Source organism: Paenibacillus herberti, assembly GCF_002233675.1.
In the GTDB taxonomy this organism is placed as follows: Bacteria; Bacillota; Bacilli; order Paenibacillales; family Paenibacillaceae; genus Paenibacillus_O; species Paenibacillus_O herberti.
The window spans coordinates 960,639-973,415 of the sequence record NZ_NMUQ01000002.1; the positions used below are offsets into that span (position 1 = coordinate 960,639).

Sequence of the window (12,777 nt, forward strand, 5' to 3'; positions counted from 1 at the left end):
GTTCTAAACCTCGTCCCCTTCTAATAAGCATAGGCTTATAAGGAGGGGACGAGGTATGAGTGAACCTGTAAAAGGGCAGAAGCGGCAGGAAGTCAAAATGCTGAACCGCAAGTTGCTGGAGATAACGGGTGTGCTGAATGTTGAAAGCTTTGACAATGAAGAGTTCCTGCTCGAAACCGAGCTTGGGTTCCTGGCGATCCGGGGCCAGAACCTGCATATGAAACATCTGAGTCTGGAACAAGGTCTTGTGGCAATTGAAGGGCTTGTCCATTCCCTCGCCTATCTGGACGGCTCCCAGGGGGGCAAGTCTAAAGGCCTGTTCGGGAAGTTATTCAAGTGACGCTGGAAACCCAAGGCTGGACGATGGCGATGATGTTGCTGTCGGGTCTGCTGATGGGCACTTCGTTTGATGGCTACCGCGTTGTATCCCATGAGCTGCGGTTCCCCCGGTGGATCATGCCGGTGTTGGATATCGCGTTCTGGGTGATCACGTCGCTCGCGGTATTCCGGGTGCTGTACGCCAGCAATGAGGGCGAGGTACGGGCGTTTGTTTTCCTGGGGCTGCTGATCGGCATATGCCTGTATTATTTGCTGTTCAGCCGTGCCGTCATTAAGCTCAGCAAGTGGTTGATTGTTGCCATGCGGGCGATCGTTCATTTCCTTGTTCGCTTGACGGACATACTTCTTATTCGTCCTGTGATAGGAATCTACCGTGTGATTCGCGTTTTGACAGGGTTTGCCGTGGTGTTTTCTATTTTCCTATTTCGGATTGTGCTACAATTAATTCGTCCATTAGGAATTTTATTTCTCTGGATATTGGGCCCGCTGCTGCGTCCATTGGACAGGCAGCTGGGACAGCTTCTCGTTCGCTGGAAGGTGCAGGAGAAAGCGGCGAGAGTGTCGAATGGGTTTATCCAGGCTTGGAAGCGGATTTGCCGCAAGTGATTGGATTCGCTCCGGTCCTTCAAGCCATACCTTGGAAGTGACGGGAGGATTCACGTGATGATAAGTCCGAACACGACGGGCGCGCGCAGAAGATTTAAGCTGTGGCTATTGGCGATGACGGTTATTTTAGCGTGGGCAGGGTATACCCTGTTCTCTCAGATGCAGCGCCAAACGGAGACCGAAGGGCGACTGACGGTGGCCAAGGATCGGCTGGAACAGATGCAAAAGCAGGGTGAAGAGCTGCAGGCTAAGGTTAAGCAGCTCAATGATCCGGAATATATTTCGCAGCTCGCGACGAAGCAGCAGGGGCTGGTTAAGCCCGGCGAAGAGCTAATTACTCCATCGGAATAAGGGCGGAGCCAGGATTGACCAGGCATCCGTCTGTTGACCTTGCTTTTGGCCTTACGGTATAATTGAGATTAAGCATGCCATCCATGCCAGTATTGGCATAGTGACGGCATTTAACTTGCTTCGCACAACTTTTAGGGAGGAACATTTTATTTTATGGCAATAGAAGTGGGCGCCAAATTACAGGGCAAAGTGACAGGCATTACACATTTTGGGGCATTCGTCGATTTGTCGGGGGGTGTCACAGGCCTCGTACACATTTCCGAGATTGCCGACAATTATGTGAAGGACGTCAAGGATCATCTGAAGCTGGAAGATGTCGTGACGGTTAAGGTCATCAACATCGATCAAGGCGGTAAGATTGGTCTGTCCATCAAGCAAGCGATCGACCGTCCTGAAGGCAGCGCGCCTCCAGCGCGCGAGCGCTTCAATCGCGAAGGCGGTCCAGGCGGCGGTGCTCCGCGCGGTCCTGGTAGCGGTCCTCCGCGTGGCCCAGGCGGCTTCGGCGGCGGCGGTGGCGGCGGACGCGGTCCAGGCGGCGGTGGCGGTGGTGGCGGTGGTGGCCGTCCGTTCAATAAGGGCGGCGCCGGCGGTGGCGGCGGTCGTCCTGCATTCGGCAAGCCCTCTTTCGAGGATAGAATGTCCCGCTTCCTAAAAGATAGCGAAGAACGGATCTCGACTCTGAAGAAGAACACAGAAGGTAAACGCGGCGGCCGTGGAGCCAAGCGCGTGTAGTTCTTTTCAGCGGCAATAAGTAGGGGCCATCCCTAGTCATCTAACGATGACTAGGGATGGCCCCTTTTTTTGAGTTCCAATCGCATCGCTTTTAGTACTGGCTAGAACGCAGAACGCAGAACGCAGAACGCAGAACGCAGAACGCAGAACGCAGAACGCAGAAAGCAGAAAGCAGAAAGCAGAAAGTCTCAGCTTGTGCATTCATGTGAAACTCATCGCGGCCGAGCTTGTTCATACACATACTAATGGAACTGAGAGAGCTTATTTCCTCTCAAAACAGGCTATGAATCATCTAACGGACCTGAGAAGCTTTATTCTGATCCCAATGATGATATTACCGCGAAATTCCCTAAATAGGGCTTCTCAAATCCGTTACGCTGCGAAAACCCTCCATTTTGCTGAAATAAGGCTTCTCAGGTCCGTTACGTATGAGAGACTCCATTCATGCACAAGCAAAATCGTCATGGCTTCCCAATCAGCCATAACCCCCGGATGAACGCTTCAAGGTTAGAAAAAAATTCAAAATTCAACGCCATCAACCAACCTCTATTTTATTGGTCGCCTGAATAGTACGATTCGTTGAGCGGCTTCGCCGGGAGGGTTACACGCTAATTGCCACGCTCTACAAAAATGCAGGTAGTGGTGATGATGCTTTAATCGTTGGCGCTCTGATTTGCCGGTAGCGTCAACGGCGACGGTCGCCGTATTGCTGCTGCTCCAGCTGATTTGGGTTGCGATCTTCTTCGTCAGATTTAGAAGACAGAATTTGCAGCCCGTTTTTTGAGCGAGCGATTCGCCCTGTCTCAGTGTAATCGCTGCCGGAAGCGTGAAATCGATGATCGTCACATTTTTGGTCGCTGAGGCGGTGTAGGCCCGACAACTTGATTTCTGCGGACACGGCGGAAAAGCCAGAAGTAAGTAGTCGAAGTTACTTGAGAGCCATCTGTGCAGCGGAAAAGTGAGAATCAAGTAGTCGAAGTTACTTGAGAGCCATCTGTGCAGCGGAAAAGCCAGAATCAAGTAGTCGAAGTTACTTGAGAGCCATCTGTGCAGCGGAAAAGCCAGAATCAAGTAGTCGAAGCTACTTGAGAGCGGTCTGTGCAGCGGAAAAGTGAGAAGTAAGTAGTCGAAGTTACTTGAGAGCCATCTGTGCAGCGGAAAAGTGAGATGCAAGTAGTCGAAGCTACTTGAAAGCGATCTGAGCAGCGGAAAAGCCAGAATCAAGTAGTCGAAGTTACTTGAGAGCCATCTGTGCAGCGGAAAAGTGAGAATCAAGTAGTCGAAGTTACTTGAGAGCCATCTGTGCAGCGGAAAAATGAGAATCAAGTAGTCGAAGTTACTTGAGAGCCGTCTGAGCGGCGGAAAAGCCAGAAGTAAGTAGTCGAAGCTACTTGAAAACGAACCACGCAGCGGCAGAGGCCGCGGCGCATAAGAAGGCAGCTTCAGAGCAGGGTTTTAGCTCGTTGCAGCCGGCCATCCCAGCTCTTTTCCAGCCCGCTGCCCGCTCATTCCAGCTCCAACACTCTGCACATGGGACAGCATCCGCCCCCGAAGCTTCGACGCTGAGGCCCCTTGATTCGCCTTATACTCGAGTATGCCAAAAACTTTCCCCCCATTATCCTTAAGTCCCGACAGAAACTACCCCCCATTCGACGCGTTCAAACGGAAACTAAACCTGGCTAAAGACCGCATCATCCGCGCTATGGCCTCCTTCATGTGAGCTTTTCAGGAGTGTATCCGGCAGCCGCAATCGCATACCCGATAAGGGCTCGCGGCTCCGCCGACAAACTGCCGCGCGCCGCGCGCGAAGAGCGAGAGGGATGTCGGAAAAAACTTTCCGGCACAAGCCTTGTTCTGACAAACTTTATAAAATTCGGCCCCTATAATTGGACTCACTAAGGCGGAAATGGTGGTGCCGTAATGAAGGAAAAAGCCAACGTTGTTCTGTTCCCTGGTCAGCCACGGACAAGCCGTGCAGTAGAGGCGCTGCGTAAAGGGAAAGAAAAAGCGACGCAGTGGAGAGCCTTTCAGCTGATCGCGGCGAAGCGCTGGACCATACTGATTGCCGTCGTCGGATTCCTGCTCGGACGAGCGGTCATCCTGGAGAACCTGATGCCATTTGCGCCCGCTTACTTTGCGGTCATCTATTTTTTGAGAAAGGACGTGTACAAACTAACGGCCATCTCGCTCGTAGCGGGCAGCCTGCTGGCGGTGACGCCTAGCGCAATCCCGATTGCGATGGAGATCGCAGTACTGTTCTTGCTCATTAAAGGGCTGGAGGTGTACGAAAAAGCGGAGCTGTCCCAAGCACCAATCCTGGTGTTCCTGGCAACGCTCATCGTGAAGCTCTTCGGAGCTTTTGTGCACGGGACGGTCGGCTGGTACGACTTGATGATGGTCGGCGTGGAATCGGCGCTGGCGTTTGTGCTGACGCTGGTGTTTGTACAGGCCATTCCGGTGCTGACGATGACGCGTAAAAGCAATTCGCTCAAAAACGAGGAGATCATCTGTCTGATGATTCTCATGGCATCGGTCATGACTGGCGTGGTCGGTTGGACGATCCAGGGGCTGTCGCTGGAGCATATTTTGTCCCGTTATATGCTGCTGCTGTTCGCACTGGCGGGTGGAGCTCCGCTTGGAGCTTCTGTCGGCGTCGTAGCCGGACTTATTCTTAGCCTTGCCAATCTGAACGCGGTTGTACAGATGAGTTTGCTTGCTTTTTCCGGCTTGCTGGCTGGACTGTTGCGAGATGGAGGGAAGATGGCGGTTGCGTTCGGCATGCTGCTTGGCACTTCGATTCTTTCCTTATATGTAGGCGGCGGGATGGATGTAATGACGAGCACTTGGGAGTCGGTGGCGGCCGCGGCGCTGTTCCTACTCACTCCAAAATTGGTCGTCAAAACAATCTCTCGCTACGTACCGGGAACGAGCGAACATGTGAAGTCGCAGCATGAGTATGCCAAGCGAGTGCGCGAGGTAACCGCGCAGCGCGTGACGCAATTCTCCGAAGTGTTTCGCCAACTGGCGACCAGCTTCGGTCAGCTCAATACGGTGGCTCCGCAGAAGCCGGCTGAGGAAGAGCTTCAACATTTTATGAACACCGCTTCCAGCAAGGTGTGCTCCAATTGCCACCGCAAAGATATGTGCTGGAACGGAAAATTTTATGAAACTTACAAGATGATGACCGATATGATGACCGTGGTGGACGAGGAGGAGTATACAGGGCGCAAGGATATGCCGAGAGCTTGGACGAGCCATTGCAGCAAGACGCATCAGGTGATGGGGGCGCTGCAGCAGCAGCATGAGCGGTACAAACATGATCTTCATTGGAAAAGACAGATTTTCGAGTCGCGGCAACTCGTAGCGGATCAGTTGACAGGCGTGTCGCAGATCATGGAGGATCTCGCTCGAGAAATTCAGAGGGAAGGTCAGCAGCTGCACCTGCAGGAGGAGCAAATCCGCGATGCACTGGAGTCGCTGGGGCTGTCTATTCACGGCATCGATATTATCAGCTTGGAGGAAGGGAATGTCGAGATTGAGGTATATCATACTTTCCCGCAAGGACACGACGAGGGCCGCAAAATTATTGCGCCGCTACTCAGTGACATTTTGGGCGAACATGTGGCGGTGAAAGCTGAGCGAGAGCCCGGTAAAAATGGCGAGCCAAGGCTCATTCGCTTTGGATCAGCCAAGGAGTACGAGGTCGTGACCGGTATCGCCGGTGCAGCCAAGGGCGGCGACTTGCTGTCGGGAGACAGCTTTAGCACGGTAGAGCTAGGCAACGGAAAGTTCGCGGTCGCCATCAGCGACGGCATGGGCAATGGAGAGCGAGCTCGGCTGGAGAGCAGCACGGCTCTAAGTATTTTGCAGCAGCTACTGCAGTCCGGTATGGATGAGCAGCTCGCGATTAAGTCGGTTAACTCGGTGCTAATGCTCCGTTCACCCGACGAGATGTTCGCTACGGTGGATGTGGCTCTAATTGATTTATATACGGCTCATACGACGTTTATGAAAATCGGCTCGACTCCGAGCTTCATTAAGCGGGGCAACGAGGTCATTCCTGTGGCGGCTAACAACTTGCCGATCGGTATTTTGCAGGAAATCGATGTAGATCTAATCCGCATGCAGCTGCAGCCTGGCGACACGCTCATTATGATGACGGACGGCATTTATGACGCTCCGGGCCATGCGGTCAACAAGGAGCTTTGGATGAAACGGGTCATTCAGGAAATGAACACGAACGATCCTCAGGAAATCGCCGACATCCTGCTGGAACGCGTCGTACGACATTACAAAGGCGAGATAGTAGACGACATGACCGTCGTCGTGGCACAGGTAGAGAAGCATCATCCGGAATGGGCGACATTCCGCTGGCCGGGATTGAACAAGCTCGAGCGACCGAGGACGGTTAGTTAGGGAGGAAGTAGCAGCGGGGGAGTAGAGAAGGAGGAAGTGGGGGCTGGGTAAGCGGAAGGTGAGAGCAGAAGCTGGGTGAGCAGCGGCTGAGAAAGCAGAAGCTTGGAAGGCAGAAGCTGAGGAAGCAGAACCTGAGAAAGCAGAACCTGAGAAAGTAGAGGTTGAGAAAGTAGAGGAAGCGGAAGCTGAGACTGCAGGGGTTGGGTAAGCAGCGGCTGAGGAAGTTATGGCTGGAAGAGCTTTGATGCAAGTAATAGAGTCCTTACGCTGTCCGTGAAGAGGCCGGATACGCTTGAGCATAAATAACAGATAAAGAAGGGAGTGCCTCCCGCAAGCGGGAGAGATTACTGGAAGTGCAGATGAATCAGAGGCTGAGACATATTGAAAGGCGCGCGGACAATTTGTAGGTGAGAGTGGTGAAATTAGCGGAGGATGAACCGGGAAGCCGGTGCAGAGCGCGAGATTGTAGGAGCAAGGAAATGAAAAAAGCGAGGGAGTGGGCGAGTAAGAGAGTGTAAGAGCGAGAACACGAGTAAGAGAATGGACGAGCAAGAGAGCGTAATACGAGGACGCGAATAAAAGTGAGGCGAGGGCGAGGGAGTGTAAGAGCAGGAGAGTAAAGGACAAGGGAAAGAGGAGAAGCGCAAAGAGCAAGAGCAAGATAGTAAGAACGTAAGAACGTAAGAACGTAAGAGCGTAAGAACAAGAAAGTGCGGGATCTTAAGCGAACTTTGCAGCTTATTGAAATCATTCAACGTCATACAGGCCAAGATTCAACCCATTCTAAGGAGGAAATTTCAAATGACTATATCAACTCGTAAAAATCCTGGAAGTATCCGTTCCCGCAAAAAACGCGAAAGCTTGCTTGCAAAACAGCAACAAAAGCTAGAACAGCAAATGCTGCTTCAAGAGCAGCGGAAGTTGGAGGAGGCTCGCGAGCGGCGCGAGGCGGAGCGGGTTAGAAGGGCTGAAGCAGAATCACGTCTAGAGGAGCTGCGGCTGCAAGAACTGCTAATGCGCGAAATGGAGCGCATGCGGCTGGTGGCGGATCGGAAGCGCGGCAAGCGCTTATGGACCGCAGAGGAGCGTATGGCGCAGCGCGCCTTTGCCGCAGCGCTCATGGAAACAGCGGCGGCCACGGCGGCCGAGCGCGTGGCCGAGCGCACTGGCTATGCCGAGGGCTGGATGCCCGCGGCAGTAGCAGCTGGCGGCGGACGCCGCACCGGCGGAGCTGGCGGCGCACGCCCTGCCGCAGCGGCGGCTGAGCGCTCCAGGGCGCAGCTGGAGCTAGTGCCGCCGCAAGGCGTGGGCCCGCCGGCGGATCGCGGCGGGCCGGCAGGGCCGGGCGGCGGGCATGGCCGCGCCGCCAAAGGCGTTGCGCCGCCAGGTGAGGGCGGCGCAAGGGAGCCGGCGCGCGAGCATGCCGCGCCGGGAGCTTTGCCGCTGGGCCGGGCGACTGCCGGCCAGCTTGAGCGACTCGCCGCCGCTGTAATTGCGGCGGCGCCAGGCGGGCGGCGAAGATCGCCCGCCGCGGAGGAGCGCCGAAGGCGGCGCGGACCGGTACGCAGTCCATGAGGTGTAAAGTCCATATGAGGCATTAGCCCGAATCATTCCAGAGACGAAAGGAGGCCAGGCAGCAGCGTCATCTGGTAAGTCAGGCACTTATTACAACTGAATAAATAACTCCATTTCTCGTCATTCCCGTCACCGGGACAGGAGCTGTCAGCAGGCAGCCCGCCGGTCGCGGCCAGGCGACTTATACCCGCCCTTCCTCATATGGAAGCCAAGCGGAATAAATAAAAAATCCGGCAGCCCTCATTCGGGCTGCCGGATCTATTTTTTTGGTCAGCGAGACATATCCGTTAGCCCGGGGCTATGCTCATTCGGCAATTCTGGATTGAACGGCACCGGAAATCCGTTAGGCGGTGGCGTTACCTGGAGCTCCCCACCATTGCGACTCGGCGTCTGGCCACTAAAAATCTCTCCCATACGGTGCTCGTCCAGCCTGAAGTTGAATTGCGCGTTATGATAGCCCATATCGACGAATTTTTTGCATTCCGGGTACTTGTTAATGTCGTAATTCGGTATTGGAAACAGCTTGCCCCAATCTACGCCGAGCGTTTCCAGAGCTTTGGCAAAGGCATTCTGATGCGCATTGTCGCGGACGATCAGAAACCCGAGCGTCTCCCGAAACGTTTTGTTGGAGCTCATCTCGTAAATACGCGTTTTCTGAAGCACTCCGGTGGATTCCAGAACGACATTGTTCAGCATATCGGCGATTAAATTGCCATGATTGTACACATAGCTGCCCAGCCACGGGTTGCCTCCCGCGTCCACTGGAAGCGATCCCTGGGCCCCCATAATATAGTGATGCGGATTGGCATGTTTAACCGCTTCGTCGAGCGGCGCTCCGTCGACTCCTGAATTTCCCGGTGACTCCTCGCCGGCTCCCGTCAAAAGCTGGTTGATCGTATTTTGCACCAACTCCACATGAGCAATTTCTTCCAGGAAAACGCCTCGCAGCAGGTCTCGATACTGGGTTTCTTTTCCGCGGAAATTGCTGCTTTGGAAAAAGTATTGCATCATCGTCCGCATTTCGCCGAACTGTCCGCCCAATGCTTCCTGCAGTACCTTTGCAGCCGCCGGGTCAGGCTTGTCCGGTACGATTGCGTTAATAAGATCTTCTTTGTAGAAATACATGATCTTTTCCTCCTTGTTTATGTGTAAAATGGCCAACCCACCGCTGGCTCAGCAATCGGTCCAATAGTTAATGCACATTCTCCTTTGTACTTCAATAAAAACTCGTTTCTATCGTCCCCTTAGTTTCCAGGGCTATGCAGATTTCATAGCGGTACTCGGCAGTCCTCCAAGGACCGCCGATTTTTTTTGTGTTTTTCCCCCTGGAACCTGTTGACAATTTCGCGCATAGGTTATATGGTTAGTTACATGAGTAATTAACCAACTTGGTGGTGAGATAAAATGAGCTTTCCAATGGATGACGGAAGGCCGATCTTCCAACAGATCGCGGAGAAGATCGAGGATGACATCGTGGATGGGACGCTTTCAGAGGAAGGGCAGGCGCCGTCGACGACGCATTTCGCTCAGTTTTACGGCATTAACCCGGCAACCGCGGCCAAAGGTGTGAATGTATTGGTGGACCAAGGCATTTTATACAAGAAGAGGGGGATTGGCATGTTCGTCGCGGAAGGGGCAAGAGAGCGTCTCGTTCTCAGACGCCAGGAGCAATTTTACGAGATTTACATCGTACCGCTGCTGCGCGAGGCGGAGAAGCTGGGCATAGACAACAAGCAACTGGCGGTGCTAATCCAGGAGAAGGGGCGGGGTTGAGGGTGAACGTGAACAAGTATTCTAACAATAATGGGGCCGGTACGATGAGTCGGGATCAACGTTCAACCATTGCGCTGGAAACGGTCCGTCTGACCAAAACCTATGCGGATCAGCAAGCGCTGGACGGCGTGTCGCTGCGGCTGGAGGCGAATCGGATTCACGGCCTACTCGGCCGTAACGGCGCAGGCAAAACGACGCTGATGAGCATCGCGACGGCCCAGCTGTTTGCTACATCTGGAGAAGTCCGAATTTTCGGACAAAACCCCTACGAAAACCGTGAAGCGTTAAGCCGCGTTTGTTTCATCAAAGAAAGCCAGCGCTACCCGGAGGCATTCAATGTAAATGACATGCTGGCGGTGGCTTCAACGCTCTATCCCAACTGGGACGCGGCGTTCGCCGACCGTCTCACAGAGGAGTTCCGGCTTCCCCGCTGCAAGAAAATCAAAGGTTTCTCGCGCGGCATGCTCTCCTCGGTCGGCATCATCATCGGACTGGCGAGCCGCGCGGAGCTGACGCTGTTCGACGAGCCGTATTTGGGGCTGGACGCGGTCGCTCGCGGCCTGTTTTACGATCGACTCATTGAGGAATATGCTGAAAATCCCCGGACGATTGTGCTGTCCACACATTTGATCGATGAAGTGAGCCGGCTATTGGAGGAAGTCCATGTCATCGACGGGGGCCGCCTGCTGCTGCACGAGGATACGGAATCGCTGCGGATGCGTGCCTACACCGTAACGGGGCCTGCTGCCAAAGTAGATGCCTTCACAGCCGGCCGCCGCTCGCTGCGGCGCGAAGCACTGGGCGGTTCCGCCCATGCCGCGCTGCTGGCTTCATCCCCGTCGGAGCAGGCCGAGGCTAGAGCCGCTGGTCTGGAAACGGCGCCGCTTCCGCTGCAGCAGCTAATCGTGCATCTAACGGGACATAACGGGACAATCAGGGAGGGATTGGCGTGAATCGCGGATTAAAAAGTGTCATTATGATGTACCGTAGAGATTTGTTCAGCTGGGTCTATCTTCCGTGGCTGATTCTCCTCTCCAGTTTTGTAGTCAACACTATTATTGCAGCCAGCATGCAGGATCGTTTTACGACCGGCGGTCTGATGTCGATTTTCGTTTATGTGTATATCGCGGGTATGATTGCGGTTAACCAGACGTTTTCCTTTGCGCTGAGCCTGTGTATTAGCAGGCGGGATTATTTTATGGGAAGCAGCCTTGTGATTGTGACGCTCTCTTTATTCCATTCCGCGCTGTTGACAGTCGTTACGGAGATAGAAAAAGCGGTAGGCAGTTGGATGGGAATGAATTTTTTTGTCATCCCAAATCTGAGTGACGGCCCGATCTGGCAAACGTTCTACGTCTTCTTTACTGCGCTTTTGCTGCTGTTTTTCATTGGGTTCGTTTCTGGCAGCCTGTCCCGCCGCTTCGGCAAAAAGGGCAATTTCATTCTGTATGGCGGCTCCTTCATCTTCGGCGGAGCGCTGATTACAATCGCTTCGCTGCGCGGCTGGTGGCAGCCGATATTTCAATGGTTTGTCGATCTGCAGCCTACGCTGGCCGGAATTATGGCGGGGGTGTTTGTACTCGCGGCCGTCCTTGCTCTCCTGTCTTGGCTGATGCTGCGCCGTTCTGCCGTTCGCTCTTAGTCCTTCCTTATCTGCTGCGCGCATGACGTAATCTATTTGCCAACCGGCACGAAACTCCAAAAGAACTCCAAATCATTTCAACCGCATTCCCGTTTAAGGGAGGGCGGTTTTTTCATTTGCGCGCGGGATGACTTATAATAGAGGAAAAGAAACGAAGCGCGGATCGGCCGCGTTCGCTGAATAGAGGAGTGTGGAGCATGACTAAGCTGTCGGAGCCTTTTCGCCTAAAGGGGCTGGAATTGAACAACCGGATCGTCATGGCGCCGATGTGCCAGTATTCCGTAGATGCGGAGGACGGGACGCCGAACGAGTGGCATTACGTCCACTATGTATCTCGAGCGGTTGGTGGTACAGGCCTCATTATTATGGAAATGACCAATGTGGAACCGGACGGCCGAATTACGAACCGCTGTCTCGGCTTATGGGACGACGAGCAGATTCCGGCCTATGCTCGAATCGTGCGGGATTCCCAGCGCTATGGAGCTCGGATGGGCATCCAGATCGCCCATGCCGGCCGCAAGGCTACAGACGCCGTGGAGCCAGTCAGCTCCTCAGCGATTCCGGTTGAGCCAACAGGCTGGAAGACGCCTCGCGAGCTGACGCCGGCCGAGGTACAGGATAAAGTCGCTCTGTTCCGCGAAGCGGCCCGCCGCGCCGTCGAAGCTGGCTTTGATACGATCGAGCTACACGGTGCGCATGGCTACCTTATTCACCAGTTTCACTCCCCATCGCTCAACCATCGGACTGACGAATATGGTGAAGATCGGATGCGTTTCGGCTGCGAGGTCATTCGTGCCGTGCGCGAGGTTATGCCAAAAGATATGCCGCTTATTATGCGTTTCTCGGCAACAGAATACATTGACGGCGGCTACGAGCTGGACTATGGGCTGGAGATTGCCCGTCGTTATAAAGAAGCCGGCGTCGACATCTTCCATGTGTCCAGCGGAGGGGAAGCTCCGCCGAACGGCAGCCGCCAGCCGGGCAACTATCCCGGCTACCAAGTACCAATGGCCCGCGCAGTGCGCGAAGCGACAGGTGTTCCAGTCATTGCCGTCGGCATGTTGGACGAGCCGGAGCTGGCTCAGTCCGTTGTGGCACGTGGTGACGCCGAGCTAGCGGCAATCGGCCGCGCGATGCTGCGCAACCCTTACTGGGCTGTAGATGCGCTGCGCAAAATGGACGGCGTGCGAGCCGAGCAACCGGCTTACAAACGCGGCTATCCGGCCGAGTAGGCCCCTTGTCCGTTTCTCGGAATGAAATGTACTACGCCGCCTCAGGCGGCTATAGCCGTTTCACCTTGCGGCCCAGGGTTATGAATCCCTTCCAATACGGCAACACTGGTA

Annotated in this window: 12 protein-coding genes; 10 read left to right on the forward strand and 2 right to left on the reverse strand. The window is 54.4% G+C overall.

What is annotated here, in order from left to right; translation table 11 throughout:
- The first annotated feature begins 55 nt into the window (after positions 1-55).
- The 4 genes from yabP (at position 56) to CGZ75_RS16710 (ending at position 2,028) form a co-directional block, all read left to right on the forward strand.
- The gene (gene yabP / locus CGZ75_RS16695; RefSeq protein WP_089525387.1) at positions 56-340 is read left to right on the forward strand and encodes a sporulation protein YabP; all 285 of its coding nucleotides are present in this window, start codon (positions 56-58) and stop codon (positions 338-340) included.
- Positions 337-945, forward strand: coding sequence for a spore cortex biosynthesis protein YabQ (gene yabQ, locus CGZ75_RS16700; protein WP_245850887.1), 609 nt, complete (start codon positions 337-339; stop codon positions 943-945). Before yabP ends, yabQ begins: the two co-directional genes overlap by 4 nt.
- Positions 946-1,002: 57 nt before the next feature.
- The gene (locus CGZ75_RS16705; protein ID WP_089525388.1) at positions 1,003-1,296 is read left to right on the forward strand and encodes an FtsB family cell division protein; all 294 of its coding nucleotides are present in this window, start codon (positions 1,003-1,005) and stop codon (positions 1,294-1,296) included.
- A 153-nt stretch (positions 1,297-1,449) separates the two neighbouring features.
- On the forward strand, positions 1,450-2,028 hold the full coding sequence (locus CGZ75_RS16710; RefSeq protein ID WP_089525389.1) for a S1 domain-containing RNA-binding protein: 579 nt from the start codon (positions 1,450-1,452) through the stop codon (positions 2,026-2,028).
- Between the two features lie 546 nt (positions 2,029-2,574).
- On the opposite strand, the gene CGZ75_RS24675 is transcribed toward CGZ75_RS16710, so the two are convergent.
- Positions 2,575-3,354 (reverse strand): hypothetical protein, encoded by a 780-nt coding sequence (locus tag CGZ75_RS24675; protein ID WP_141136802.1) that lies wholly within the window; start codon positions 3,352-3,354, stop codon positions 2,575-2,577.
- Between the two features lie 594 nt (positions 3,355-3,948).
- Between CGZ75_RS24675 and spoIIE the strand changes: the two genes are divergently transcribed.
- Both spoIIE and CGZ75_RS16720 read left to right on the forward strand, forming a co-directional pair.
- A complete protein-coding gene (gene spoIIE, locus CGZ75_RS16715; RefSeq protein WP_089525390.1) occupies positions 3,949-6,444 on the forward strand; it encodes a stage II sporulation protein E in 2,496 nt (831 codons plus the stop codon).
- An 801-nt stretch (positions 6,445-7,245) separates the two neighbouring features.
- A complete protein-coding gene (locus tag CGZ75_RS16720; protein ID WP_089525391.1) occupies positions 7,246-8,019 on the forward strand; it encodes a hypothetical protein in 774 nt (257 codons plus the stop codon).
- Positions 8,020-8,289: 270 nt separating this feature from the next.
- Here the strand turns inward: CGZ75_RS16720 and CGZ75_RS16725 are convergent, their stop codons facing one another.
- Positions 8,290-9,144, reverse strand: coding sequence for a manganese catalase family protein (locus tag CGZ75_RS16725; RefSeq protein ID WP_089525392.1), 855 nt, complete (start codon positions 9,142-9,144; stop codon positions 8,290-8,292).
- A gap of 279 nt (positions 9,145-9,423) precedes the next feature.
- On the opposite strand from CGZ75_RS16725, the gene CGZ75_RS16730 reads away from it, so the two are divergent.
- From CGZ75_RS16730 to CGZ75_RS16745, 4 genes are all read left to right on the forward strand, one after another.
- Complete coding sequence (locus CGZ75_RS16730; RefSeq protein WP_089525393.1) at positions 9,424-9,792, forward strand: GntR family transcriptional regulator; 369 nt, start codon at positions 9,424-9,426, stop codon at positions 9,790-9,792.
- A gap of 44 nt (positions 9,793-9,836) precedes the next feature.
- Complete coding sequence (locus CGZ75_RS16735) at positions 9,837-10,745, forward strand: ABC transporter ATP-binding protein (protein ID WP_089525932.1); 909 nt, start codon at positions 9,837-9,839, stop codon at positions 10,743-10,745.
- Positions 10,742-11,434: a hypothetical protein gene (locus tag CGZ75_RS16740; protein WP_089525394.1), complete on the forward strand. Its 693-nt coding sequence runs from the start codon at positions 10,742-10,744 to the stop codon at positions 11,432-11,434. Before CGZ75_RS16735 ends, CGZ75_RS16740 begins: the two co-directional genes overlap by 4 nt.
- A gap of 197 nt (positions 11,435-11,631) precedes the next feature.
- The gene (locus CGZ75_RS16745; RefSeq protein WP_089525395.1) at positions 11,632-12,666 is read left to right on the forward strand and encodes an NADH:flavin oxidoreductase/NADH oxidase; all 1,035 of its coding nucleotides are present in this window, start codon (positions 11,632-11,634) and stop codon (positions 12,664-12,666) included.
- The last annotated feature ends 111 nt before the right edge of the window (positions 12,667-12,777 follow it).